This window comes from Moorena sp. SIO3A2 (genome assembly GCF_010672265.1).
GTDB lineage: Bacteria > Cyanobacteriota > Cyanobacteriia > Cyanobacteriales > Coleofasciculaceae > Moorena > Moorena producens.
In genome coordinates this window covers 20,549-46,644 of the sequence record NZ_JAAHHC010000027.1, presented here as the reverse complement: position 1 = coordinate 46,644, position 26,096 = coordinate 20,549, and the positions used below count along the sequence as shown (strand labels likewise).

24 protein-coding genes are annotated in these 26,096 nt (G+C 44.5%); 9 read left to right on the top strand and 15 right to left on the bottom strand.

From position 1 onward, the window contains the following. Positions 1 to 11 precede the first annotated feature (11 nt). Complete coding sequence (locus F6K64_RS25150; RefSeq protein WP_008188000.1) at positions 12 to 1,352, bottom strand: (Fe-S)-binding protein; 1,341 nt, start codon at positions 1,350 to 1,352, stop codon at positions 12 to 14. Positions 1,353 to 1,551: 199 nt separating this feature from the next. On the opposite strand from F6K64_RS25150, the gene F6K64_RS25145 reads away from it, so the two are divergent. Beyond that, positions 1,552 to 1,761, top strand: coding sequence for a hypothetical protein (locus F6K64_RS25145; protein ID WP_131827186.1), 210 nt, complete (start codon positions 1,552 to 1,554; stop codon positions 1,759 to 1,761). Here F6K64_RS25145 and F6K64_RS25140 read toward each other — a convergent pair. Then, complete coding sequence (locus tag F6K64_RS25140) at positions 1,729 to 3,036, bottom strand: FAD-binding oxidoreductase (RefSeq protein WP_008187999.1); 1,308 nt, start codon at positions 3,034 to 3,036, stop codon at positions 1,729 to 1,731. The two genes, F6K64_RS25145 and F6K64_RS25140, sit on opposite strands and share 33 nt — an antisense overlap. 161 nt (positions 3,037 to 3,197) lie before the next feature. On the opposite strand from F6K64_RS25140, the gene F6K64_RS25135 reads away from it, so the two are divergent. Then, positions 3,198 to 4,802, top strand: a complete 1,605-nt coding sequence (locus F6K64_RS25135; RefSeq protein ID WP_008187998.1) for an FkbM family methyltransferase — start codon at positions 3,198 to 3,200, stop codon at positions 4,800 to 4,802. A 118-nt stretch (positions 4,803 to 4,920) separates the two neighbouring features. Further along, entirely contained in the window at positions 4,921 to 5,046 is a 126-nt protein-coding gene (locus tag F6K64_RS25130; protein ID WP_008187997.1) for a hypothetical protein, read from the top strand. Positions 5,047 to 5,139: 93 nt separating this feature from the next. On the opposite strand, the gene F6K64_RS25125 is transcribed toward F6K64_RS25130, so the two are convergent. From F6K64_RS25125 to fbp, 6 genes are all read right to left on the bottom strand, one after another. Then, positions 5,140 to 6,798, bottom strand: a complete 1,659-nt coding sequence (locus F6K64_RS25125) for a cobyrinic acid a,c-diamide synthase CobB (protein ID WP_008187996.1) — start codon at positions 6,796 to 6,798, stop codon at positions 5,140 to 5,142. Between the two features lie 93 nt (positions 6,799 to 6,891). Then, on the bottom strand, positions 6,892 to 8,247 hold the full coding sequence (opcA, locus tag F6K64_RS25120; protein ID WP_008187995.1) for a glucose-6-phosphate dehydrogenase assembly protein OpcA: 1,356 nt from the start codon (positions 8,245 to 8,247) through the stop codon (positions 6,892 to 6,894). A gap of 88 nt (positions 8,248 to 8,335) precedes the next feature. Next, the gene (zwf, locus tag F6K64_RS25115) at positions 8,336 to 9,865 is read right to left on the bottom strand and encodes a glucose-6-phosphate dehydrogenase (RefSeq protein ID WP_008187994.1); all 1,530 of its coding nucleotides are present in this window, start codon (positions 9,863 to 9,865) and stop codon (positions 8,336 to 8,338) included. Between the two features lie 206 nt (positions 9,866 to 10,071). Continuing rightward, a complete protein-coding gene (gene tal / locus F6K64_RS25110) occupies positions 10,072 to 11,226 on the bottom strand; it encodes a transaldolase (protein WP_008187993.1) in 1,155 nt (384 codons plus the stop codon). A 25-nt stretch (positions 11,227 to 11,251) separates the two neighbouring features. Continuing rightward, the gene (locus F6K64_RS25105; RefSeq protein WP_287266668.1) at positions 11,252 to 11,818 is read right to left on the bottom strand and encodes a hypothetical protein; all 567 of its coding nucleotides are present in this window, start codon (positions 11,816 to 11,818) and stop codon (positions 11,252 to 11,254) included. A 4-nt stretch (positions 11,819 to 11,822) separates the two neighbouring features. Continuing rightward, complete coding sequence (gene fbp, locus F6K64_RS25100) at positions 11,823 to 12,902, bottom strand: class 1 fructose-bisphosphatase (protein ID WP_008187991.1); 1,080 nt, start codon at positions 12,900 to 12,902, stop codon at positions 11,823 to 11,825. A gap of 268 nt (positions 12,903 to 13,170) precedes the next feature. Here fbp and F6K64_RS25095 point away from each other — a divergent pair, with 268 nt between their 5' ends. Beyond that, positions 13,171 to 14,253, top strand: a complete 1,083-nt coding sequence (locus F6K64_RS25095) for an ATP-dependent 6-phosphofructokinase (RefSeq protein ID WP_008187990.1) — start codon at positions 13,171 to 13,173, stop codon at positions 14,251 to 14,253. 142 nt (positions 14,254 to 14,395) lie between these two features. Here the strand turns inward: F6K64_RS25095 and rbp are convergent, their stop codons facing one another. The 5 genes from rbp to F6K64_RS25070 all read right to left on the bottom strand — a co-directional run bounded on the left by rbp (position 14,396) and on the right by F6K64_RS25070 (position 18,907). Continuing rightward, positions 14,396 to 14,677 (bottom strand): RNA-binding regulator, encoded by a 282-nt coding sequence (rbp, locus tag F6K64_RS25090; protein WP_008187989.1) that lies wholly within the window; start codon positions 14,675 to 14,677, stop codon positions 14,396 to 14,398. A 328-nt stretch (positions 14,678 to 15,005) separates the two neighbouring features. After that, complete coding sequence (locus F6K64_RS25085) at positions 15,006 to 15,224, bottom strand: ssl0294 family protein (protein ID WP_044494637.1); 219 nt, start codon at positions 15,222 to 15,224, stop codon at positions 15,006 to 15,008. A 283-nt stretch (positions 15,225 to 15,507) separates the two neighbouring features. Continuing rightward, entirely contained in the window at positions 15,508 to 17,079 is a 1,572-nt protein-coding gene (locus F6K64_RS25080; protein ID WP_044494610.1) for a reverse transcriptase domain-containing protein, read from the bottom strand. 311 nt (positions 17,080 to 17,390) lie between these two features. After that, entirely contained in the window at positions 17,391 to 17,555 is a 165-nt protein-coding gene (locus F6K64_RS25075; RefSeq protein ID WP_008187986.1) for a hypothetical protein, read from the bottom strand. A gap of 5 nt (positions 17,556 to 17,560) precedes the next feature. Beyond that, positions 17,561 to 18,907 (bottom strand): RNA-guided endonuclease InsQ/TnpB family protein, encoded by a 1,347-nt coding sequence (locus F6K64_RS25070; protein ID WP_287266667.1) that lies wholly within the window; start codon positions 18,905 to 18,907, stop codon positions 17,561 to 17,563. Positions 18,908 to 19,356: 449 nt separating this feature from the next. Between F6K64_RS25070 and F6K64_RS25065 the strand changes: the two genes are divergently transcribed. Continuing rightward, positions 19,357 to 19,941, top strand: a complete 585-nt coding sequence (locus F6K64_RS25065; RefSeq protein WP_008187984.1) for an Npun_F5749 family FMN-dependent PPOX-type flavoprotein — start codon at positions 19,357 to 19,359, stop codon at positions 19,939 to 19,941. Positions 19,942 to 20,072: 131 nt separating this feature from the next. Here the strand turns inward: F6K64_RS25065 and cysE are convergent, their stop codons facing one another. Together cysE and F6K64_RS25055 are read right to left on the bottom strand one after the other, a co-directional pair. Continuing rightward, entirely contained in the window at positions 20,073 to 20,837 is a 765-nt protein-coding gene (gene cysE / locus F6K64_RS25060; protein ID WP_008187983.1) for a serine O-acetyltransferase, read from the bottom strand. A 116-nt stretch (positions 20,838 to 20,953) separates the two neighbouring features. Beyond that, complete coding sequence (locus F6K64_RS25055; RefSeq protein ID WP_287266666.1) at positions 20,954 to 21,367, bottom strand: hypothetical protein; 414 nt, start codon at positions 21,365 to 21,367, stop codon at positions 20,954 to 20,956. Between the two features lie 623 nt (positions 21,368 to 21,990). Between F6K64_RS25055 and F6K64_RS25050 the strand changes: the two genes are divergently transcribed. The 4 genes from F6K64_RS25050 (at position 21,991) to F6K64_RS25035 (ending at position 26,074) form a co-directional block, all read left to right on the top strand. Next, entirely contained in the window at positions 21,991 to 22,350 is a 360-nt protein-coding gene (locus tag F6K64_RS25050) for a rhodanese-like domain-containing protein (protein WP_008187977.1), read from the top strand. A gap of 361 nt (positions 22,351 to 22,711) precedes the next feature. Beyond that, positions 22,712 to 23,803, top strand: coding sequence for a heat-inducible transcriptional repressor HrcA (hrcA, locus tag F6K64_RS25045; protein ID WP_008187976.1), 1,092 nt, complete (start codon positions 22,712 to 22,714; stop codon positions 23,801 to 23,803). Between the two features lie 681 nt (positions 23,804 to 24,484). Next, the gene (locus tag F6K64_RS25040; RefSeq protein WP_071106120.1) at positions 24,485 to 24,970 is read left to right on the top strand and encodes a ribbon-helix-helix protein, CopG family; all 486 of its coding nucleotides are present in this window, start codon (positions 24,485 to 24,487) and stop codon (positions 24,968 to 24,970) included. Positions 24,971 to 25,114: 144 nt separating this feature from the next. Further along, the gene (locus F6K64_RS25035) at positions 25,115 to 26,074 is read left to right on the top strand and encodes a DUF1822 family protein (protein ID WP_071106121.1); all 960 of its coding nucleotides are present in this window, start codon (positions 25,115 to 25,117) and stop codon (positions 26,072 to 26,074) included. Positions 26,075 to 26,096: the final 22 nt, after the last annotated feature.

Here is a 26,096-nt window from a genome sequence, read left to right as displayed (position 1 = left end):
TTCTTGTGTGCCTAAAGCCTAATTCCTAATCCTCGAATCGAATAATCCAATAACTCTATCGGATGCATTAAGGTAATGTCTTTTCCTTGCAGCCGCAAATGCTTCTTGATCTGTAACGAACACCCTGGATTTGGGGAAGCAATCAACTCTGCGCCAGTATTTAATAAATTATTAACCTTCTGCTGTCCCAGCTCATCGGCTACTTCCGGTTGCAGCATGTTGTAAACTCCAGCACTACCGCAACACAAGGCGGCATCCATCGGTTCCTTTAAGGTCACTCCTGGAATTTGCCGCAATAACTGTCTCGGTTGTACACTAATTTTCTGTCCATGTAATAGGTGACAAGCATCCTGATAGACAATAGTTAATGGCTCATCCCTAAGCGGTGAAAGGGTTGCAGTTAGTCCTACACTAGCTATAAACTCCTGGGCATCCCTGACCTTACCTGCAAATTCTTGAGCTTTTTGAGCATACTCGGGGTCATCTTCCAGGATGTGACCATACTCCTTCAAGGTATGACCACAGCCAGCAGCATTAATAATGATGGCATCAACTTCTGTGCCCTCAAAGCTATCAATCATCTGTCGTGCTAAGGCTTGAGCTTGCTCTGTTTGTCCTTGGTGTTCTGGCAAAGCGGCACAACAGCCCTGAGTTTTGGGAATCACCACTTCACAGCCATTGGCGGTTAACACCCGCACCGTTGCTTGATTCACTGAGGAGAAAAACAACCGTTGCACACAGCCAAGTATTACTCCTACCCGGTAACGCTTCTTGCCCACAGGGGGAATGACATCGGGTAAATTATCCCGAAAGGAATCTAGAGTAACCTTTGGTAGCATTGACTCCATGGCTGCTAAGCGAGGAGATAGCAGTTTGAGCCAATTCGTAGAGCGCACTAGTTTCTGCACGCCCAAGGTCTGGTACAGATACAAAGGAAACAATAATGAACGCAATCGCCCCGGATAGGGAAACAAGCTAAAGATTAGCTGTCTAAACAGCAAATCTGGAAAACTACGAGGCTGATTTCGCTGAACTTGATGACGAGTGGCAGAGATTAGCTTATCGTACTCAACCCCAGACGGACAAGTTGTCACACAAGCTAAACATCCCAAACAAGAATCGAAATGTTGTGTGCTCCCTTCGGCCAAGGGGGCTTCCCCTTGACTAATTGCATTCATTAAATAGATCCGACCCCGAGGGGAATCCATCTCTTTCCCAAGCACCCGGTAACTTGGACAGGTGGAAAGACAAAAGCCACAATGAACGCAGGCATCAATCAATTCTTGCTTGGGCGGTTTTTGAGCATCAAAACCCTTTTGCTTATTCGTTGTTAGTTCTTGGATATTGGTCATTGTTTAAAGGTTGGAAGGTTGAAGGTTGAAGGTTGAAGGTTGAAGGTTGGAATGTTGAAGGTTGGAAGGTTGAAGGTTGAAGGTTGGAATGTTGAAGGTTGAAGGTTGGAAGGTTGAAGGTTGAAGCTTTAAGGTTGAATGGTAATTGGTTAAAGGCTAATTGGTAATTGATGATTGATATAGCGTTTATGATAGTTATATGATACTTTCAAGTTTTTTACCCCGACTCCCGACTCCCGACTCCCGACTCCCGACTCCCGACTCCCGACTCCCGACTCCCGACTCCCGACTCCCGACTCCCGACTCCCGACTCCCGTTCCCCTCCTGGGAGGGGTTAGGGGTGGGTTCCGACTCCCGACTCCCTAAAACCCATAAATCAAATTCCTCCAACAAATCGACCAGGACTTAAAACATTTTCTGGGTCAAATTTTTGTTTAATACCACGCATTACGTCTAACCCATTGCCTTGATATCCCCAAATATCTAACTCTTGCTTCAAGGTTATAGGAGCTTCTAATACTGTTAAAAATCCTTGTTCAGATTCACAATAACTGCGCATAGTTTTAATCATTTCCGAACTAACTGCTTCGGAATCAAACCACACTTTACCCAATCCACTTCTAACATGAATTACTCCCAATCCTCCCAAGCTTTCTAGGGTGTTGAATGTTTTAGCAGCAGCAGTTGGTAATACTCCTATTTTGCAGACAATTGTTGAGGATTGTCGCGATTTCCCGATTGAGTTTGCCAATGATTCCCATAGACTCGTGTCATCCCCGTTACTATAAAAACTATTCCGTAACCCTAACTGTTCCGCAACTGACTGTATTCGAGCACATTGCTCTTTAACACTGTCTGCTACACTTTGGAACCTTACCATTAATCCCATATCCTGACCAATCCCTAATTCTGTGACTAACTTAGGGGATAATAAATCTAGTGCTGTGGGAGTCAAGGCTGAGGCTAATACTGTTTTTATAGCTGAGGCAATTCCATCCATTTCACCTGTCAACACAATAGTTTCTGCTGCTTCTGGTAATGGATATAGCCGAAAGGTTGCCTGAGTGATAATTCCGAGGGTGCCATAGGAGCCAGTAAATAGCTTCATCAAATCATATCCAGCGACATTCTTTACCACTCGACCCCCGGCTTTAGCGATTTGTCCATCACTGCGGACAAAGGAAATCCCGAGCAACATATCCCGAACCCCTCCATAGCGTTGACTTAGGGAGCCGCTGTCTGCGGTAGCAATAATACCTCCAATGGTCGCTTCTTGAGGATAAGCTGGATCTAATCCTAGAAATTGACCGGTTTTTGCTAAAATAGCTTGTAAGTCAGCTAATTTAACTCCAGCTTCTACGGTAACTGTCAAGTCTCCTACGGCGTGGTCAATGATTTGGTTGAGGTGCTTGGTACTTACTACCACATCAACGTCTTTACCGATACCTCCCCAGCCTAATTTACTGCCGTTACCACAGGGGAGGAGATGATAATGTTGCGAATGAGCTAGAGCGATGACTTGGGCTAGTTGCTCGGATGTGCTAGGGTAAACGATACTATCGGGAAGGGTGTCGGGAGCAATGGCTGGTTTGATGCGCTCTTGCCAGCTTGGGTCTAGGTTTCCCCAGGTGTAGATATTGGAATTTCCGACAATTGGTTCGAGGGTTGAAGCGATCGCATTCATACAAGTTGAGGGGGTTTGTTGATCAGATTGTGGGATAATCCATATAGTAATCGTAATGGATTGGTGAACAAAAACAGATCCTGATCGTCTTTCCTATCAGCCCATAACTGTGTGTTAGAGCTATAAACAGTACAGCGAACCTTTATTGAGAGAAAGCGGAAATGTCTGTCAATTATGCTGATTCCTATTGGCAATATCTCGAAAGTGCTGGTCTGAATCTGGATTCAGAGGCTTTATCTACTGTAGAGACCAGTATTGAAGGTACCTCTTGGGAGAATCCGACTTCTGCTATAGAATTGAACAACTGTGCTGTAATAGCATTAATTGAAGCTGAGCAATGTGAAAACTCATCCCTACGTGCCATGTATCTTGAGATGGCTTTTGATGCTTTGAGTCAGGGAATTGAGTTGTCTGATCATCCCCTGTGTGCTGCTCATTTAGCTCTAGTTTTCGCCATGACTGGAGAAATGGAGCAGGGGATACAAACAGCATTTCCGACGTTAATTAATACCCTACATCCTGCTGATATTAATGAGCAATCCATTCCTCTAGGACTAGTTTATCTACCTCCTGGAAATGACTTTACAGATAATCGGTATGAGCAATTGGCTCACATTCTAGATGCTGAGGATGGCTACGCTCAATCAATTTTTTTGTTAAGTGAGGTTTTATGTCGCTCACAATTGGTGTTTTATAATGCTACGGGATTAAGATTTCTCCATCTTGCTGTTCAACTCTTCTCCGATTCCCCTTCTATTCATTTAAAGTTGGGAATTGCCAACCTGATCAATAGTCAATGGGAAGGATTATTTAATTTACACCAGGCTAAAAATTTGGCTCCCTATTCGGCTAGGATTATACAATCCCTATACCTCGCTTATCGAGATTTAGGACAGATAGACTTAGCTAAGTATTGGCGAGATATGGGGCTAGCTAGGGCTGGCGAGATTAGGGACGAATATTCGGATTTAATCGGGTTTGAATGGACTGAATTGGAGCTTGAAAGTCCATTTACTTATGTAACCTTTGAAGAGCAGTTACTATTAGCGGTTGAGCCAAGTCTCCGGAGTTTGGTGACAAGTGTGTTAATTGCTCAAGGAGACTGGTTTGAAAAAGAAATGGAGTTTTGGCGCAACTGGCTCCAACCTGGGATGACTGTAATTGATGTTGGTGCTAATGTGGGAGTCTACACTTTTAGTGCTGCTTTACGAGTAGGATCAGAAGGCTGTGTGCTAGCGGTTGAACCGTTTTCTGGTTGTGTTCGTTGTTTAGAAGAAACCTGTACTATTAATCAGTTAGAGTGGGTGAAAGTTTGTGCAGGAGCAGCTAGCGATCGCAATGGTACTGCTCAACTGGCTCTTCATGGTGCTAGCGAACTTAATGAAATTGTTTCTAGTGATGAAGAAGCAACGGTCAAACCAGGTAATTTTGAGGAGGTTTCCTGCTTTACTCTGGATAGTTTGATTGAGCAAGAAGCTATTAGCAAGGTTGATTTGTTAAAAATTGATGCAGAAGGTCATGAACTGCAAGTTTTAACAGGCAGCAACAGAATTTTAACGGAATTTACCCCAACGATACTATACGAAAATATTGCAGGGAGTCGGGGTAGTAACCTAGCTGTTGCTGATTTTCTCAGAGATAGAGACTATCAACTATTTCAATATCAGCCTTACCTAGGGCATCTAATTCCGATAAATTCTAGGGAGGATTTACAAGGAAGACTGAATATTATTGCGTTGCCTGAAAATATAGCAAGGGAAGAATAGTTGAGGATATAGTATTTTGGTTTAAAGGGAACAGGGAACGGAGAACAGGGAACAGTGATAATATTTGACTATTTCAGTACTTCAATTCATTGTTATCACTGTCTTGATGCAGTCGCTCATGGGGGAAACCACGGCAGTCGCTCATGGGGGAGACCCCCAAGACCGCGCTGCCTCCCCAAGACCGCGCTGCATCGCTTCCGTTATTAATTTTTTGGTACTGGTGGAATATGTTAAAAAAAAGTAGTTAAATAAAACAACAAGCAACAGGAAACAGGCAAAGATTGATTTGATAAACTTTTAAAGAACAAACTAGACTGATTGCCTGTGTAGTCGTTAACTAACTTGTCATTCCCTCAAAAGTGAACTGCTGACAGCGTTGCAAAAATCCCAGGGGAACCTCAAGACAACTACCCCAATGGAGATGAACATAGGAAGCATGGAGCTGATACAGTTGCCAACCTTCCACTCCAACCTTTCTCTGGTGATATCCCCGTAACTCAAACAAGGGATTGGAGGGCATGACTGTCAAGTGGGAGCGATGAAATTCATGTCCCCAAACCGTTGCTCCGGCAGGTAACAATGGTCCATCTACCAAAGCAGTTGCCTGTCGATATCCTAAAGTAAGGGATTTTCCCATCACCGTAACCGTGGGTAATACCCCTACCATTGACCAAGATTTCCCGTCAAAATCTGTAATCTGCTCCCCTAAATACATCAATCCGCCACACTCAGCATAAGTGGGCATTCCTGACTCAATAGCTGTTCTTACTGACTCTCGCGCACTAGTATTTGCAGCGAGTTGCTGAGCAAAAACTTCTGGAAAACCACCACCAAAGTACATCCCTTGTAAATCAGGAGGTAAAGTAGTATCGGTGAGGGGACTCCAATACACTAACTCTGCTCCTAGCTGTTCCAAACTATCGAGATTGTCTTGGTAATAGAAACTAAAAGCGCGATCGCATGCTACAGCAATTCGGATTAGGGCAGGTTGCTGGTTAGTAGAGGTTACAGGTTGCTGGTTAGTAGAGGTTACAGGTTGCGGGTTATTTGGTTGCAGGTTAGTAGAGGTTACAGGTTGCAGGTTATTAGAGGTTACAGGTTGCAGGTTATTTGGTTGCAGGTTGTCTAGAGAACCTTGGCCAATAGGCCACGCTTTCGGCAAAGCCGTTCGCGTAGCGTGGCCAAAGGCCTCCGCTGCGCGAACGCGAACAACCTCTAACCGGCCAACATTCAACTCAGAGTTAAGCTCTAACCTGTTAACCTTCAACTCAGAAAAACCTTGGCCTATTGGCCACGCTTCGCGAACAACCTGTAACCTACTAACCTTCAACTCTGAGTCAAGATGCTCCCAATTAAAGCAACTCTGTCCTAGATCAGCAAGTCGGTTAATCAAAGCATCCAGTTGAGTAATTTCAGCAGTAGGTATCAAGCCCAAATGCCGATCGGGAATAGTTATATTATCCTGACGCTGTAGCTCTCCTAATACAGGAATGTGTAATGGTTCGAGAGCATCCTTGAGCAATTCCAAATGCCGTGAGCTTCCGACTCGATTCAATACTACTCCAGCTATGGTAATCCTGGGATCCAAGGATTGATAGCCATATGCGATCGCAGCCACGGAACGAGATAACCGAGAGCAATCCAACACTAATAACACTGGTACGTCTAACAACCGTGCTACATGAGCTGTGCTGGCAAAATCATCTTTTCCTGATGCTCCATCAAATAACCCCATCACCCCTTCAATCAGGGCATAATCTACTCCCTGGCAATGGCGATAAAAGCACTCTTTAACATAATCTTCACAGGTTAATACTGGGTCTAAATTCCGACAAGGACGTCCAGTAACCCGCTGATGAAACATGGGGTCAATGTAATCCGGACCGACTTTAAAGGATTGAATTTTATAGTTACACTTGGATAAATACGATAATAGGGCGAGCGTAACTGTTGTTTTGCCCACCCCACTACGTTCACCAGCGATGATTAAAGCCATTGAATAGTTGAAGGTTTAAGGTTTTAAGGTTAAAGTTTATGATCTCAAAATTGAACGTGCAACTTGTTAACCTTCAACGCTTTTGTGAAACCTTCAACTTGTTACCGTCAAATTCAAAATTTCCTTGGTCACTGCCATACTTTCTTCGTATAGCATCTCCCTACCCCAGCGTTGTAATTGCTGAGAGAGCAAAAACTCTGTCTTCTGGTCAAACAAGGGCGATACCTGCTGAATGCGGCAAGACTGAGCCCCACCACCAGCTTCCATCCGCATACAACCTGTGGTTTGTGAACACAACACAGTGCAGCAATCAGCTTGCAGGTTGGTCGAACCCAAGCGCAGGCTAATCAAATCACCTGCCACATCTCCGACATCAGCTACGGGGATAGCTGCCAATTCTGCTTCTACAGGTTGCTGGTTGGGTCTGATAAATTTAACACGCCGCAGGTCGTAATCCCCACCTTCTTTGAGATCAGACGTGGGAAGCCATTCTAAGCGAGACGCTAACCAACTGAGAAACATCAGTGCTTGAGCCTCATTCCCTTTTTCGTAATCAATGGTAACTTGATCAACTTCGTAGATTGCCCCACGACGTTCTGGTGGATCAAATGCTTCTGCGGTTAACTCTTGCCATGCTGCCAACCGTGCCCAATTTAGGTCAGCCACTGGTGTGCCCTGATTGATCAGCTCACACATTTGTGATAACTGTTCCTCTGGATTGGTAAAGCTACTTGAGTCAACAATGACGGTATTACTTAGCCCTGCTAACCGTTGGAACAACCCATGCTCAGGATCAGGAGTTCCCTTCCACCAGAGGAATTTCGGCAGTTCTGCTAACATCAATTCCGAAATGACACCGCTAATCCGTTCCAAAGCAGCAGCGGTGCCAGTTAGAGTGATGTATTCACAACATATTAATGTACTCTGGCTTTGCTTTTGAATGGGGCAAGAGGCAGATACCTGAGCCTTAACCCCTTCATCTTCCCCGGCAATAGGACAAAGGGCAATAATGCGACAGGGGTTAGAGGCTGCGATCGCATCGGCAATTCCAAATCCTTCTAAATCACCGGAATACTGTAGATTCTTCTGTCTCTGTCCCTTCTGGAGAGATTCATTGTATTCCTCCCGTAGTTTTGCCTTAGTCGCCTCATCTGCTTTACCAGTTCTTGCCAATCCGTAGGCTTTCTGTGCTGCCTTGAGAGCAGCGACCATGCGTGGACCTAGGATACCATCGATTGGACCAGAATAATATCCCAGTGCTGCTAATAGCTGCTGGGTTTCTTCGGGTTCATAAACCACTAAACTAAAGGTGGTTGCCCTGATCGCACTGGGAGAGTCACCGTTTTCACCATAGCTTTGCCAAATTTGACGCAGTTCCGCTTCAATTTCACCCAAGGAAACATCTTTGGGAGGTTGTATCGAAAGCACCGGAGGAGATTGTGTAGCCATAGCAATTCACTTGTTTTTTGTCAATAGTCATTACTTACTAGTCATTAGTCAGTAGTCACTAGTCAATAGTCACTACTGACTAACTAACTTAAAGTCTGCGCCAGCGACGTCCATCTCGATTAATTAGGTGTTCGGCTTCCTTCGGTTCCCAAGTTCCTGCTTCATACTGAGGTATGGATGCTGGATCAGCCGGACCATCCCAAGCTGCCAAGGCTGGTGTCACTACCCGCCAGGCTTCTTCCACTTCATCAGCACGGGTAAACAAGGTTTGATCCCCTAACATACAGTCAAGTAACAGCCGATTATAGGCATCAGCGGTTGCCACGCCAAAGGAAGAACCGTAGCTAAAGTCCATATCTACAGTGCGGGTGCGCAAATCTGGTCCTGGCCGTTTTGCCTCAAAACGCAGAGAAATTCCCTCATTGGGCTGCAAGCGCAGGGTTAAGACATTCGGGCTAGTCTGCTGAGCCGCAGATTTAAAAATCATTAAGGGAACTTTACGAAACTGAATTGAGATCTCACTGACTTTCTTCGGCAGTCGTTTACCCGTGCGGAGGTAAAAGGGCACTCCTTGCCAGCGCCAGTTATCAATCAGTAGCTTGAGGGCGACGTAGGTGGGGGTAGTGGAATTGGGGTCAACCCCTTTCTCTTCGCGATACCCAGGCACTTGTTTGCCTTTCATCCAACCTGCTGAATACTGACCCCGCACTGCTGAATTTTCTAGATTATGAATATCTGCCAGGTGAGTAGCTTGAATCACCTTGACCTTTTCAGTACGGATACTGTCAGCGTCCAGAGCATTGGGAGCTTCCATGGCCGTTAGGCAAAATAGCTGCATCAAATGGTTCTGCACCATATCCCGCAGTGCGCCGGATTTGTCGTAGTAACCTGCCCGTTCTTCTACCCCTACCGATTCGGCTACGGTAATCTGGATATGGTCAACAAACTGGCGATTCCACAGGGGCTCAAAGATAGCATTACCAAAGCGGAACACTAACAGATTCTGAACAGTTTCTTTACCCAGATAGTGGTCAATGCGATAAATTTGCTCTTCCTTGCAAACTTTTTGTACCACCCGGTTGAGAGATTGAGCTGAACTTAAATCCTTCCCGAAGGGTTTTTCAATTACCAAGCGCTGCTTTACTGGGTCAGTCAGCATTCCCGCTGCCCCCAATTGCTGGATGGCTTCTGTAAAGAATCTGGGAGCTACGGCTAAATAAAATACCCGGTTTCCCCGTGTTCCCCGTCTACCATCGAGTTCTGCCAAGAAAGCTTTCAGCTTCTGGTAACTTTCCGGTTTATCCATGTCACCGGAACAGTAGAACAGGCCATCGGCAAAGTCTTGCCACAACTCCTCCGATTGAATCCCGTCGGAAAATTCTTCGATTCCCTCCCGCATTTGTTCCCGGAAGTAGTCATGAGTCCAATCTCGACGGGCAACACCAACGATGGTAATTTCTGGTGGTAGCCGTCGTTCTCGTTTAAGCTGGTAAAGTGCTGGTACAAGCTTGCGTTTAGTCAAATCTCCGGACGCGCCATAAATCACCATAATCAATGGTTCTGGCGTGCGCTCCTGTTGCAAGCCCACTCTTAAGGGATTTTCTAACAGAGTAACCATCTTTGCCTATTGAAGGTGATCAGGGTCAAGGGTAAAGCTTAAAGGTTATTTTTGCCCAGGGGTCTGGTTTAGGGTAGGTTGAAGGTTGAACGCGACGCGCGTGCCTATTGGCCAAGGTTAAGACTTTACATTAGCTTTCTATCGAAGCCATTTTGTCACCCGACAACCTTCAACCTAAATTAACTGGAAACCTTAAACGTCTTCTATTACACCGTAGCCAATAGTTTGACTTTGCTTTCTAAAGATGATATTAAGGAATCAAAGGGCTTAACAAATTTAACGATCCCTTCATCAAGCAATTCATCCATAACTTGGCTGAGATTGATATTGACATCAGGATCGTTTAGAGAGTTGATGGTTTGGTAAGCTTCTTCAACACCTGTCTCAATCCGACTTTCTGGGGAACAGTGATCGGCACAAGCTTCGATAGTATTGGGAGGCAGGGTGTTGACAGTATTCGGTCCAATGAGTTCATCGACGTACATCACATCGCTGTAGGCAGGGTTTTTGGTGCTGGTGCTTGCCCACAATAACCGTTGTACCTGTGCCCCTTTTGCTGATAGAGCTTTCCAGCGATCGCTTTGGATAATTTCTTTGTACTTCTGGTAGGCAATTTTAGCATTAGCGATCGCAACTTTGCCTTCGATTCCCTTTAGCTTCGCTGTCAAATTCGGGTCATCGCTCGCCGCACTTTTTTCCTCCAATTTTGCATCCACTTTGCTATCAATGCGGCTGAGGAAGAAACTAGCTACAGAAGCAATCTTGCTAATATCTTTCCCTTCTGCCGCTCGTTTTTCCAAACCCCGGATATAAGCCCAGAATGTCTCAACGTAGCTTTCTACAGAGAAGAGCAAGGTGACATTAACGTTGATGCCTTCACTGATAGCTTGCTCTACTGCGGGTAACCCTTCTGGGGTACCGGGAATCTTAATCATCACGTTTTCCCTACCAATAGCTTGGTAATAGCGTTGGGCTTCGGAAATCGTGCTTTGAGTATCTTTAGCGATAGTGGGTGGGACTTCAATGCTGACGTAACCATCTAACCCATTGGTTTCGTCGTAGACAGGTTTGAAGATATCACAAGCATTAGAAATGTCTTCAAATACCAGGGATTCGTAAATTTCCATCACCGACTTCTCGGCACGAATACCGGCTTCGATATCGGTATCGTAGATGGCATTGCCTGCGATCGCTTTTTCAAAAATTGCTGGGTTTGAAGTGATCCCACAAATTCCCCGGGTTTGAATTAGTTCTTTGAGTTCTCCAGACTCAATCAGCGTGCGGCTCAGATTATCCATCCAGATACTCTGACCATAATTTTTTTCAATCTGAAAAATCGGATTCTCGGCTGTCGTTGTCATTGCTTAGCTCCTTACTTGTTATTTGTCAAGGGTTTACAGTTATTTGGTTGTTCGCCTTTGGCATTCCCTTAGGGTAGGTTGGTTGGTTGGTTGAAGGTTGGTTGGTTGAAGGTTGGTTGGTTGAAGGTTGGTTGGTTGAAGGTTGGTTGGTTGAAGGTTGGTTGGTTGAAGGTTGGTTGGTTGAAGGTTGGTTGGTTGAAGGTTGGTTGGTTGAAGGTTGGTTGGTTGAAGGTTGGTTGGTTGAAGGTTGGTTGGTTGAACGCGATCGCGTGGCCTTTTGGCCAAGGTTGTTCGCCTTGGGGTTCGGTGTAGGGTTAGTTGGTTGGTTGAAAGTTATTGGCTTGACTATTGGCTTGACGGTTGGTTGGAGTGGGGTAAAGCCTTTCTCAAAGAGTAGCCGTCGCCTTACCCCAAAGGATAAACCGAAGGGTAGGGAGGTTTTCAAAGCCACCTTCAACCGGTTAACCTTCAACCGCTTAACCTTCAACCGCTTAACCTTCAACCAGTTAACCTTCAACCGCTTAACCTTCAACCGCTTAACCTTCAACCAGTTAACCTTCAACCGCTTAACCTTCAACCAGTTAACCTTCAACCGGTTAACCCTGATCTACGTGCCCTGCCACTTCCAACTTTTCTTGCGCCTGCCTTGCTTTTTCCTCAATAAAGGACTTGACCAAAGCTACATCCTCTTTGCTGCCAATAATTAATGGAGTACGAGCATGGAGGGTTTTTGGCACAACGTCCAAAATGTTTTCAGTACCTGTACTGGCAGCGCCTCCGGCTTGTTCTATCAAAAAGGCTAGGGGAGAAGATTCGTATAGTAGACGCAACTTCCCTTCTGGTTTCTTAACAGTACCGGGATAAAGGAAGACACCACCCTGATGCAAGATGCGGTGAAAATCTCCCACTAATGCCCCACCATAGCGAGCAGTATAGCCTTCATGGCGATGGACATAGCGAATATAGTCCCTTATTGATTCTTCCCACTGCCAGAAGTTTCCTTCATTGGTGCTATACACTGGGCCATGTTCTGGCACCTTAATGTTTTCCTTCGACAGGATAAACTCTCCCAAACTTGGGTCGAGGGTGAAGACATGAACACCCGTACCGATGGAATACACCAGCATTGTGCTCGGACCATAGAGAACGTAGCCAGCAGCAATTTGCTTATGCCCGTTTTGCAGAAGATCACGGGCTTCCCCGTCTAGATCCTCTCCTTCTTGCTTACGAATCGAAAAAATCGAACCAACATTCAAGTTGGTGTCGATATTGGAGGAACCATCAATGGGGTCATATAGCAGAGTGTAACGTCCAATTGGGCAATTTTCCGGGATATAGTAGGGTTTTTCCATTTCCTCGGATGCCAAGCGACAGACGAGACCACTTTGCTTAAATACCGAGATGAAGACATCATTGGCATAGAGATCCATCCTTTTGACAGATTCACCCTGCACATTGACTTCACCCGTGAATCCTAACACCCCTTCCATCAAACCAGCTCGGCTCAAGCGTTGAGAAATTAGCTTGGCAGCTAGGGCTATGCGATTCATGAGGGCACTGAGGTCTTGTGCCTCCATGGAAAAACTTTGGAGTTGCTCGAAAACGTGACGGGATAACGTTTTACAATCCCGATCCAGGGCTCTTTCTTGAGTTCTAGGTTCAGCTACCTCTGCCATAATTTTTGTCCTCCCTAGGTCTTAGGGCACTTGGTTTGTCAGAGATGTTGGTGTTCGCGTAGCGTGGCCTATTGGCCATCGGAAGAGTACCGATTGGCCCAGTGCCTAGTCCTCTTCACTTTCTATCTTAGGAAGGCATTTTTAATGATGCTTAATAACTTTAGAAGAAATACAGAAATCAAATCTTCACACCATTTTTCTTGTCTAATAGCCTATACCTGAGGTCAAATTGATGTGAACATAGGCATTGCAACCTTAAACGGAGATTATGGGAGAAACTAAACGCATTGGCATTCTCACCAGTGGTGGAGATTGTGCTGGTCTCAATGCGGTGATTCGAGCTGTGACTCACCGAGCTGTGGCTACTTACAACTGGGAGGTGCTTGGCATCTGTCGGGCTACTCAGGGGTTGATGCAAAATCCTCCTCAAGCGATTAACCTAACTTTGGACAAGGTTGATCGCATCTTGACTATGGGTGGTACAATGCTTGGCACTACTAACAAAGGCGACCCCTTTGCTTTTCCGATGCCAGATGGTACGCTATGCGATCGCAGCGCTGATATTGCTGATGGCTATCACCAACTGGGTCTAGACGCTCTCATTGGTATTGGGGGCGATGGCAGTTTGGCGATTTTGCGCAAACTTGCCCAACAAGGGGGGATGAAATTGGTAGGTATACCCAAGACTATCGATAATGACGTTGCCATTACCGAACGCTCTATTGGGTTTGACACTGCCGTTAACATTGCCACCGAAGCTCTAGATCGCTTACACTTCACAGCGGCTAGCCATGACCGGGTGATGATTTTGGAAGTGATGGGGCGTGATGCTGGTCACATTGCTATCAGTGCTGGCATTGCAGGAGGGGCTGACGTTATTCTGATTCCAGAAATTCCTTATACCCTTAACAATGTCTGCCATAAAATTAAGCAACTTCAGGAGCAGGGGCGAAACTTCTGTTTAATCGTAGTTTCCGAGGCGGTTCGCACTGCAAGCGGTGAGGTGCTTCAGAGTAATGTGGGGTTTGGTGAATGTCGATTAGGTGGCATTGGCCAATATCTAGCCCAAGAGATTTGTAATTCGATTGGAGCGGAAACGCGAGTGACAGTTCTTGGACACACCCAGCGGGGTGCCACTCCTTCACCCCTTGATCGCTTAATTGCCTCAGCCTTTGGTGTGGCAGCAGTTGACTTAATCGCCAATGAACAATATGACCGGATGGTGACATGGCAATATCGCCAGGTGGTGAGTGTACCGATTGAGGAAACGATTAAGCATTATCAAGCTGTGAATCCTAACGGAACTTTGGTGAGAACCGCTAGAGGATTGGGTATTTGTCTAGGAGATTAGAGTGTATTTAAGATTATGAACGTTTTAAGTACATGAATCGTGTTGACTGTTGACTGGTACTGGTCAACGGTCAACGGTCAATGGTCAAATTCTGAACACTTAATCAGTCGTACCAATTAGATGTTCAACAGCTTATTACCAACTACCAGGAATTGCGCCGTTGAGTGTTACGATTATTATTTTCCCGAGGTCTGGCTTTATTGACCCTGATTCTACGTCCCATCCACTCAGCACCATCCAAGCTTTCTATAGCTGAGTCTTCTTGATCTGATTCTGTCATTTCCACAAAGGCAAACCCGCGCATTTTGCCGGTTTCACGGTCTGTGGGCATAACAACTCGTTTAACGGTGCCGTAGTCTCCAAAAACTGTTTTTAAGTCGTCTTCGGTGGCTTGATAGGACAGGTTTCCGACGTAAATGGTCATGTCGATCGATGAGGCAGAACATAGAACTAAAGTTCAGAGGCACAGAAGAACGGAGTACAACGTATTTTGGTTGCTCACGGTCATGTCTGAGGAACCAGTGGTAAATTTCGACAGTGGCCAACCACCCCAGGGGGGGGAAGCAAAATCAAAATTTTACCAAAGGAATCCACTGAACTTGTGAATACCGTTTCATGATAGCTCACTTACGGGATTATCAGTGGTTGTCTAGTTGACAGTATTTCATAATTCATCAAAAAAATGTATTGGGGTAGTGCTTAAGCACCAATTAGACCCCAAATAACCAGGCTAAATATAGTTGAATTAGCTCTTAATCAATGGAAATAGACTGCGGACCTTTATTTTTATCATTTTCGCTTGTGTTATGACCATCTTTGTATATCTCAGAGCCATTTTGAGCCTCTAACCAACTCTTGAGAGGATCATCTGAGAGATTCAGGCGGAACACTCCTGAAAAAAATCCGCCCAAAAAAGCGACAGGCTGCTGAGTAAATTCTTCAAAAATTGGTGTCAGTTCATTGAGGAACATCAGTTGATCTCCTGGTGCTGGTTGTGCTGCCAATAGTTGTATGAGTGATTAGATTAGACATCTCCAAAAATTAACCTCAAACCCTTGCACTGCCTGGGTCAAAACCGAGTGTCTGGAGATGTCTATTGGGATTCTAATTGGGATTCTAACGTTTATTGACACTCCCCATGCCTAGAAGGCAGGGGATTCTTGGCTCACAGACCCGTCTTGCGTGGGCCAGCCGGAACCAGGAAGAGTAGAGGACAGATCTCCCCAAGCGTTTTATTAGAGTCGATGTCCCCTATTAAGGGGAGCACCTCTCCTTCAAATCCGTACGTGAAGGTTTCCCCTCATACGGCTCCTGGATATCCTGGCCTTTCGGTCTGCTCCCATGGATGTATTGGTGACAACTTTGATGTACTGCCATCAAATTTTCAGGCTTCCAGTTGTCGTGATTTTCATCAATGTGGTGGAGATGAACTCTTTCTTCATCAATGAATTTTAATCCGCAATATCCGCAGGAATGGTTTGGCTTCTTCAAAGCTTTTGATGTAGCGTTATTGTAGAGTATGCTGTTACGCTTGCTCCAGTAGGTTAAGTCTCCGTCATAAGGGGACTTAATTCCTTTAACCATTGTGTGGCCGTTTTCTTCCCATGATACTTTTGGGAAGGCTTTTCCTAATAATCTTTTGGATTCGTACCGATTTATTGATTTCTGCTTTCGGAATTTCTTTTCGGCAGATTTCATCGGGAAGTATAAATTATTAGGTGGGTCTTCCATACAGCACCACTTATGGTAGTTTCTCCAACCTCTTACAATGGGTGCTAGTTTCTTTGCTTTGATTTCTGCTCCATAATTCGAGCTGTTGACTATGGATTTTATTTTTTCTAGGAATTTCTTGAGATTCTCCTTAGCGGGGTAGCTCTTGAATCTTCCGTCATACTGGACTCGGAAATACCAGCCCAGGAAGTTAAATCCATCTGTCGTTTTGGTTATCTTGGTCTTTTCTTCACTAATTTCCATCCCTCTTTCGGCGAGGAAGGCTTTGATTTTATTCAGTACCTTTTCGCTGTTATCTTTTGGCTTTAGGAAAATTACCATATCGTCTGCGTATCGGACGCTAGGATGAATCTCCTCTATTCCGTCAAGTGCTATGTTGGCTAGAAGTGGACTGACTACACCTCCCTGCGGTGTTCCTTGCTCAGGAAATTCCAGGTCAACTCCGGCCTTGAGGCAGCGGAATATCCCAGTCTTTAAACTTGCTGGTGCAATTAACTTATCCATGATGGATTTGTGGGAGATTTTGTCGAAGCACTTCTTGATGTCCAGTTCGATTACCCTCTTATTTATGCCGTTTTTGTTGGAACTCAGATTGTTGAATATCTGTTTCTGGGCGTCATGAGCACTTCTGCCTGTTCTGAATCCGTAACTCCGGGCATGGAACTTGGCTTCATGTGCTGGTTCGAGAGCAAATTTTGCTAGACATTGCCATGCTCTATCAGCTATAGTCGGTACTTTCAACATTCTTGTACCCCCGTTTTTCTTGGGTATTGGGATTTCCCGTAACCCTTGGTGCGTCCAATTTTCCGCACTGGATACTAGTCTTTCAAGTAATTCAAACCGTTCGCTGTATTTTAGGGCAGTTTTTCCGTCGATACCGGCGGTCTTCTTGCCCTGATTGAGCTGTGTCACTTGACGGATGGCCAATAACTGTGCCGAACGGGATTTCAGAATCAGCTTCTGTATAGACCTTGCTTTCCTCAAGTCACCAGCTTGAACCGCTTTATACACTCGTCTTTGTAGGCGGAAGAGATTCTTCCGGAGTTGCTTCCAGTTTTGTCCTTTCCACAGTTCACTATAAGATTGTTTTCTCATGTGTCTAACTATGCTCTTCTTAGAGTTTGTGTATTCTGGATACCCGCGCCCAGTTTTGAGCGCATCTTACCCGACAGTGGGGATTAAGTTTGGCATAACTTACCGAGGTTACGACCTATCCTCAGACCCATATTTTTGCTGTCGTTTTTATTCGTTCCATCCAACAGATTATTCTGGTGATTTAGGGCAATCCAATTTGCCTATCCTCTTCTCGGAGTTTATAGTTATCCCTACCAGAACACTATGAGAATGAGAGGATGAAGTCCACATTGTATTTTGTTCAGATTGTGGCTTCCGGATTAGACATTTTTCTAGGATTTGTTTACCCGTGTCACCTCCCCGTTAGCGGCAGTGTGGCTAATCTGTTTCACCTCTGATTCCGCCCTGGTGCCAGCTTCACTCTGCGAGGTTGCCGCCTGCTCGGTGTGGCCAGATAGGGAGTCACTTGTCTCCTCAAGGATGGGGTTTTCACCCATATCCGTTAGATAGTTAGGATTTTTGAGGTTTTAACCCTCGCGAATCCCCCAACCCATACCCTTTCAGTTTCTGAAAGCTCCTGGTTGGAACGAACCGCACGATAAGTTCCCGTGTGCCCCACGGTACCCAAGGCTCTGCTTAGGATATTTTTAGCAGCATTGTGTTCGCGAAGCGGTTCCGAAGGAACATCACGATCCAGCCGACACCCGCATTTACAGGCATGGGTTCTAGTCGATAAAGATTTCTTGACCACTTCACCACAGCTGGAACAATTTTGGCTTGTGTAGGCTGGATTAACTGCGACAGTTATCCGACCAAACTTTTGGCCGAAATACTCTAACCACTCTCGAAATTGGTACCAACCTGCATCGTTAATAGACTTAGCTAAACAGTGGTTTTTAACCAGGTTTTTAACTCTTAAATCTTGCCTTCGGCACGCTGCGCGAACGTAGGCGACCAGGTCGTTAGACCGGATTACGCAGCGCGCCGGAGACGAAACCTTAGATAGTGGAGCCTTTATGGGTGTTCGGCTTTGCATAAAAGGGTTAAATCTTTTGTAATAAGGCTCCACTATCTTACGGTAACTTCTAACCAGTCTCTTGGCGTGCTCTTCACGTTGTCTACTTATTTTAAGGTGTGTCCTACCTAGTCTATTAATTGCTTTTTTACGGTTAGCAGAGCCTTTCTTTTTTCGAGAAACTCGACGTTGATAAAATATAGCGCGCTTTTCACCTTTTTTGTAAAACCTGGGATTAGGTTCAGAGTATCCGTCAGAGTCGGTATAAAATTCCTTCAAGCCTAGGTCCAATCCAACAGTAAAGCCAGTGGCTTCTAATTGTTCTGAATTGTCTACTTTGACGCAAAAATGGACATAGTAACCATCGGCTTTTTGGACAATCCGAACTCGCTTGATTAATTTTTGTTCGAATCTCCACAAGTCCCATGTACCCTTGAGCTTGACTTTTCCGATCCCCTTCTTGTCGGTGAATTTTATGGACTTATTATCTGGGGATAACTTCCATCCAGATTGCTTATACTCGACTGACCTAGAATGTTTCTTGAAACGAGGATAACCCTTCTTTCCAGGAATTTTCTTTTTGCAGTTATCGAAGAAACGTTTGATAGCACGTTCTACGTTCTCAACAGAGGCTTGGCAAGCATGACTATTGAGGTCTTTAACAAATTCAAACTCTTCCCTTAGTTGAGTGTTGTATCGATAGAGTTCTTTCTTCCCTGTTCCACGATTGTCCATCCAATACCGAAGTACCTTGTTACGGACAAAACGAGCCGTTCTAATGGCTTCATTTATTGCCAACTTTTGAGGCTCTTTAAGGACAGCATTGAATTCCATAACCAACACTTAAAATCACCTCCTTGGTATTGATGCATTGCTTTCTATTATAGTCGATATCTTAGGACGAAAATTTTCGGGCAGTTAGGGAATAAATTCCTGTTCGGGCTAACCCCATGGTTTGAAGTTACCGTAAGGAGAGTGGAGCCTTGTCTTGATGCAGTCGCTCATGGGGGAAACCCCCAAGACCGCGCTGCATCGCTAATCAATAAGTTTTAACCTTTTTATGCATAGCCTGCCAACCATAAAGGCTCCACTCTCCTAAGGTTTCGTCTCCGGGATAGAATCCAGGGGCTTGCGCCCTCAGGGTCTTTGGTCAGCCAACTTGGGGCTTGCTTCCATCCTGAGCTTGAAACTACCCTACATTTAGGTGCGACCCGTGGCGAATTTAATAATTAGATGCGGAAAGCTCACCTTTCCGCTATTTTATGGGCTATGTCTAAAAAAAAATGCCTATTGCTGTTTGGCGATCGCCCCTAGCTCGCGCAATCCATCACAATCGCAGCCTACCTTATGCTCGTTACTTTCAACTGGCAACCGTTGACCCCAAGGGCTATCCTGCTAACCGCACCGTAGTTTTTCGGGGTTTTTTGGACAACTCCAACCAACTCAAAGTTATTACCGATACCCGTAGCCAGAAAATTCACGACATTAATCATCATCCCTGGGGAGAAGTTTGTTGGTACTTTCCCAACACTCGCGAACAATTTCGTTTAGCAGGCCAGTTGACCCTGATCACTGCTGATTATCCTGACGAAGGACTTCAACAAGTCCGCCAGCAGACTTGGCAAAATCTTTCCGATGCAGCTCGCTTACAATTTGCGTGGCCTGACCCTGGTGTTGCTAGAGTACCAGATAAACAAGCCTTTTCCCCACCACCACCTGCCCTAGATCAGCCTTTGCCAAATTTTTGCCTATTATTGCTCGAACCAGTCAAGGTTGATCACCTAAGGTTGCAGGGTTTCCCCCAAAACCGATGGCTTTACTACCAAGACAGTTCTGGGGAGTGGTTTCAAAAAGCTGTTAATCCTTAGCTTCGGGGTCACACCAAAATGGGTGTGGTTAAAATATTCTATTGTGTTACTAATCCGATTCCCTGTCTAGAGCCAACAGGAACGACAGGTAAAACCTTCAACCTTTAACCTGCTAACATTTGACAACTAGCTCAAATCCCATAACTATCTAAACACTGCCGAATTTCTTTATCCTGGAGATCACAACATGGGGCTTTAGCCCCCTTCTCTGGAGCATCTGGTGTTGAAGAGTGATCAGACATCATTGATGCCATTGAAGATCTTTGCTGAGTTAACTCTTGTAGCTGTTGTTCGAGAGACTCAATCCGGTCTACTAACGCTCGAATTACTTTGGCTTCTGAGTCAGGCAAGCTACCATGTTCAAGGGGATTGACTCGTACACCGGAACGATAGACAATCCGACCTGGTATACCGACCACAGTACAATCGGAAGGAACATCTCGCAAGACCACTGACCCAGCACCAATGCGGACATTATTACCAATTTGGATATTCCCTAGCACCTTAGCACCAGCTCCCACCACCGCATTTTCTCCTAGAGTAGGGTGGCGCTTCCCACTTTCCTTTCCTGTACCGCCGAGGGTAACACCTTGATAGATTAGACAGTAGTCTCCCACAATGGCGGTTTCTCCAATCACCACACCCATACCGTGGTCGATAAACACACCATGACCAATTTTGGCACCCGGATGAATTTCAATACCTGTAACAAATCGGGATAACTGACTGAGCAGTCGAGGAATGAATGGAATCCCAATCCCATGTAACCAGTGACAGCAGCGATGGAACAGCAGAGCCTGTAAGCCGGGGTAGCAGAACAAAACCTCAAGCCAGTTCCGAGCAGCTGGGTCACGCTCAAAGATAATACGGAAGTCAGCAATCAGGGCAGATAGCACTAGGGGTCACCATAATTAACGCTTGAACAAATTACTAACTAGTTTACCTTGTCTTGATGGAATAGCGAGTGGGGGTTTCCCCCAAGACCGCGCTACCTCGCTGCATCGCTTTTTGGTTACTCAACAGCCGTCAGGGTGTAATCCCACCGTTGTCCTCCCTCAAAGGCACCAACCCAGATTTGGTATGTGCCAGCTGGCCAATTTTGTGCGGTTATGCTGGCATCTTTTTTGGAACCTGTATCATCCCCACAAAGGATTTGATTGTTGGGAAACTGAATCAGTAAAGTGGTATCCTTTCCCTCTGTGTTGACCCCTATAGTTAAACTGGGTAAATCTGCCTCCAAAACCATCAGGTGATCTGGAGTAGGGTCTCCAAAACCAATACAGGGATCATTGTTGCGATCGCTATTTGCCATCGATGACAACGAGTAAGCACCACCGGTGTGACCACTGACTTCTCCCTGACTTGGGGAAAAACCCGGTGATAAGTTTAAAGAAGCAAAATTCGCTGTCTGAGATAAAACGGGCATAGAACAGAGGGCTACTATTAAAGCTATGACTCCTCTAACACCTTGTCGCACCATTGCAAAACCCTCCTAAGACTAGTTGTTACTATTTCCTCCCTATTTGAGTAGCAGTAAACTATTAGAAATTACAGTACTTACTTATATTTTCCTATAAACCTCTGTTGTTCGATAGCAACACCTGTGACACTCTGCTATCTGCCACATTAATTATTATTTGATACCTTTGGCGTTAATTTATTCCTTAGCAATTAGCTATCAGCTATCAGCTAATGCGCACGCTACTTGAGGTGCTATCAGCTATCAGCTATCAGCTATCAGCTATCAGCTATCAGACAATGCCTGAATACTTAGATGGACAAATGCCCAAACTTTCAATTTTGTAAAATCTCGAACTATTAAATTATCGTGTTCGATGTTTATTTTATAAATGATAGCTGAGGGCTGACAGCTGATGTTAATCCTGATATTAACTACTTTAAATATTGCTACATATTAATCAGCCACCATAGCTGATCACCCCATCATCTGCTCATTATATTTAGGGTGAATAAATAAAATTGCGATTACTAGAGGTAGAATAAAGGTCAAAACTACGAAAACAAGCGCGTTACAGCTATTTACGTCCTATGGTCGCTCAATCGTTTGATCAACCTCTTCTTGAAATCAGTGTTGAACAACTGGCAAGGCAGATGGCAGATTCCCCGGAGCAGTTACAGCTTATTGATGTCCGAGAACGGCAAGAAGTTGCGATCGCTTCTATAGAAGGGTTTGAAATTCTGCCTTTGAGTGAATTTGCTCAGTGGTCTGGGGAAATCTCTACTCGCTTTGATCCCGCAGTTGAAACCATGGTGATGTGCCATCATGGTATGCGCTCTGCTCAGATGTGTCAGTGGTTAATCAGTCAGGGGTTCACGAATGTCAAGAATGTAGCTGGGGGTATTGACGCATACTCAATCATAGTTGATCATAGCATTCCTCGTTACTAATTGCAGCTCACTACTAACTACTGCTATGAGTAGATTCTGCTATCTTAGAACAAATGTTCTTACAGCAAATATTTTTAGATAAAATGTATTAATAACCAACTTAATCCTTGGGTGAGCAGACGCTGCCATAGCTATGGATAAATCCCAGATACTTCCAAGTTTCACCAAAACCAACCCTGATTTTTGGTGATTGATTGGGATATCTAATTATCAGCCCTACTGTTTTGGACTAAAGCAGGCTTAACTAGACCCAGCTTTTAGGCAACATTCCATTATTAGTATGTTTGATCACCTTAATGGTAACTCCTCCCTCTAATTTAGACTTTTTTCCCTTTCAAATTAAGTTCAGCTTTGGTTCAAAATGTCTCGCCAACAACTAAGTTTAACAACTCGGCAACAACATATTCTCTGGGCGACTATTCGTCACTATATTGCCACGGCGGAACCGGTTGGTTCTAAAGCCTTGGTTCAAGAATATGACCTGAGTGTTAGTCCAGCCACGATTCGCTCTTGCATGAGTATGTTGGAAAAAGTTGGACTACTATATCAACCCCACACCTCTGCAGGTAGGGTTCCTTCTGATTCAGGTTATCGAACCTATGTTGACCAGCTGATTCAACCGTCAGAAACCTTGAGTCAGTATGTTGAAAATTTACTGGCAGAGAAGTTGAACTGGGAGGAAGCTAAGTTTGAGGTATTGCTAAGGGATGCTGCTCAAATTCTGGCAACAGTCAGTGGATATATTGCTTTAATTACTTTCCCTGACAATCGCACTACTCGCCTGCGCCATCTACAGTTGATGCACCTAGAGCTAGGACAGGTGATGTTGATTATAGTTACGGATAGTTATGAAACTCAGTCGGTATTGATGAATCTGCCCCAGTCAGAGGATGATAGCACGGTTGATGAGTCGATTGTGGAGCGGGAGTTAAAAATATTATCTAACTTCTTGAATAGTAAGCTGCGAGGGCGAACTCTCACGGAATTGGAGAAATTAGATTGGAGTGAATTAGACCGAGAATTTGTCCGCTATGCGGATTTTTTAAGCAATTTATTAACTGAGTTGACCCGTCGCACTGTAGTACCTAAGTCCAGCCCGATTATGATTCGTGGCATCTCAGAGGTGTTGCGTCAACCAGAATTTTCGGAAATAGACCAGACTCTAGACTTGCTACATCTGTTGGAAGAGGAACAGGAGCAACTGTGGTCAGTAATCTTTAAGGTACCGGAAGAGTTGGAATTTAAGTCTCGTGTGAAAATTAGGATTGGTGCCGAGAATTCCTTGGAACCGATGCGTGGCTGTACTTTGGTATCTGCTAACTATCAGCAAGACCAAGTCCCAGTGGGAAGTGTGGGAATTATTGGACCAACTCGCATGATTTATGAAAATGCGATCGCATTAGTGGAAGCAGCGGCAGATTATCTAACTGAAGCCTTGAGTCAACCAGCTTAAAGGGAAGTCTTACCGCAATGGGAAGACTTTGATCGGAAATGCTACATCCAGCTTTTTCTCCAAATTATTCTAATTACTATACCAAAAGGGACTGGAAAAATTTCTAAGCCCCAACTCAGTTGCCTCCCTAAAACAGGGACCATAGCTAGAGATACACCCTCATCGACCCATTCCCCTTGCCGCTAGGTGGGCAGGTTACGAATTTCCGTAGCTTCTTCAGGATTTAGGACCTCGATATCCAGGAAAGTCTGTATCTTTCCTGCTTGTCTCAGCAGAAGACTCACTATGATCCCAGGTTTTGTTGATAATCTCCTGGATTTGACTATTTAAATCTAAATTTTGGTAAATTTGAACCCCAGCGTTAACTCCGACAAGTATTGCGCTCACTACCGCTATCGGAGTTCTCACTTTTCTGAAAAAGTCTCTTAGAGTCGCAGGTTTCATGTGGGCAGCTTAAATAATGTACATCTTTTGTATATCATATGTATATCACATTTGGCCACTAGCAGAAAGGCTGACGTCGGGGATATCTTTTTGAAAATAGCTTAAATCCCTATATTAACTGGGTTATAGGAACGATATTATAGTAATTACTGATCAGCAAGCAGCTATAATACATATATCACTAGCTACCAAAAAAGCTATAATACGTATATCACTAGTTAATGTGAATAAATTGTTATGTCTAGGAAACTAGTTAGCTTCAGACTATCTGAAGACCTAGCACAAGCCCTCAAAGACCGCGCTGAGGAGAAGGGCATTTCAGTGACAGAGTTAATCAACAGACTGCTGAGACAGGGTTTGGAAACCGATGACTCAGTAGAAGAACGTTTAACAGTAGTAGAATCCTCCGTTGAGAACCTCAGAAAACAAACCAATGTTACTGATCTCGCACTTGCGATTCAAGGAGTTGCTCAATCCCTGGGAGGATCCACTGTACCTAAGACTGACTCCCATGTAGAGAGGCGTCTGGATGAATTGCAAGAGTTATTCCTGGAGATGAACGAGAATCTAAACCAGGTACTGGATCAGGAGCCAAGCAGCCGTAAACCTCGGTCTTCTCTATCAAAGGGGTCTAAATCAGCGCGATTGCGTAACCTAGTAAAAGGTAAACAGTCTTCAGTCAACCCCGAGATTCCGCAAGACTCTCAATTCAGGGACTACTAAATTTAGTAACAAGATGCATACAGCGGTTTTGACTTGAATAGCCCCCATCCTTGATTAGGGGAGGGGGTAAGCTGAGAATGAGCTGTTGCTGTAACCAAGATTCAATGGGTGTGTTCATTTGAAAACTGCTATAGATGTTCAATCATGAGGGTTTTGGTAGGTTTAAGTGTCTTGATGTGTCTCCTGATCGAGCAAGAGTCGTTTTCAGAACAGACGCTAAAGTTGTTGGAAATTATTGAATCCCAGCGCATGGAGGGCTATGTTGCCAAAGCGACTGTAGCTAAATTCTTTTATTACGCCAAAATCCTGAGGGGGGAAAAAGATGCTAGAGAAATTTTCTCTATGGTAATGGGAATTCTAAAGGAATGCTCTGTCGATTACACCATCTTAGAGAAAGATCGATTATACGACCTGATAGAGCTTACAGGTTTTGAAGTTGCTGAAGAGTTGGTTTATGCAATCGCTAATAATCTGGAAGCCTTGGTAACCTTAAATGCTCAAAAATTAAATTATATTGGCTCTAGTTTTCCAGTTTTGTCAGTCGAGCAAGTGTTAGATCGTCAGCCATTAGAAGACTCCTTTCATCGTTATGAGCCAATTTATGAGCTAAAGGTAGAACCTGAAACCTCACTCCTAAATCCCTGGCAGACTGAACTTGATCAGAAGCCAGTAAAATTGAACAATTGGTTGCGCAATGACTTTTATGATGCTGAGCAAGAAAACTGGTATCCATGGGAAGATATTTTAGGAAGAATACAATATTCTTATAGAGATGCTCCTAGGCACATAAAAGGAGTCAATCGAGTTAAAAAAATTACCTGGGATAATGGATGCCAGATGGCTTTAGTCGTCCATGTGGCTATAGAAAGTAATAATGAAGTAGATATTCTGCTACAGCTATATGCTATCAGCAACCCAAACGATTTACCAGAAAATACCAAGTTGGTTGTACTTGATTATGACTTATCTGAAACTTTTATAGAAGCACAATCACAACTTGGTGATCTTGGCATCCAGCTAAGGTTTAGGGCTGATTATGGAGATAAATTCAGTGTTAAAATAGACTATGATAAGTTCAGTTATACATATTTATTTATGGTGTAGTTGTTAAGTTTTTATAATTATA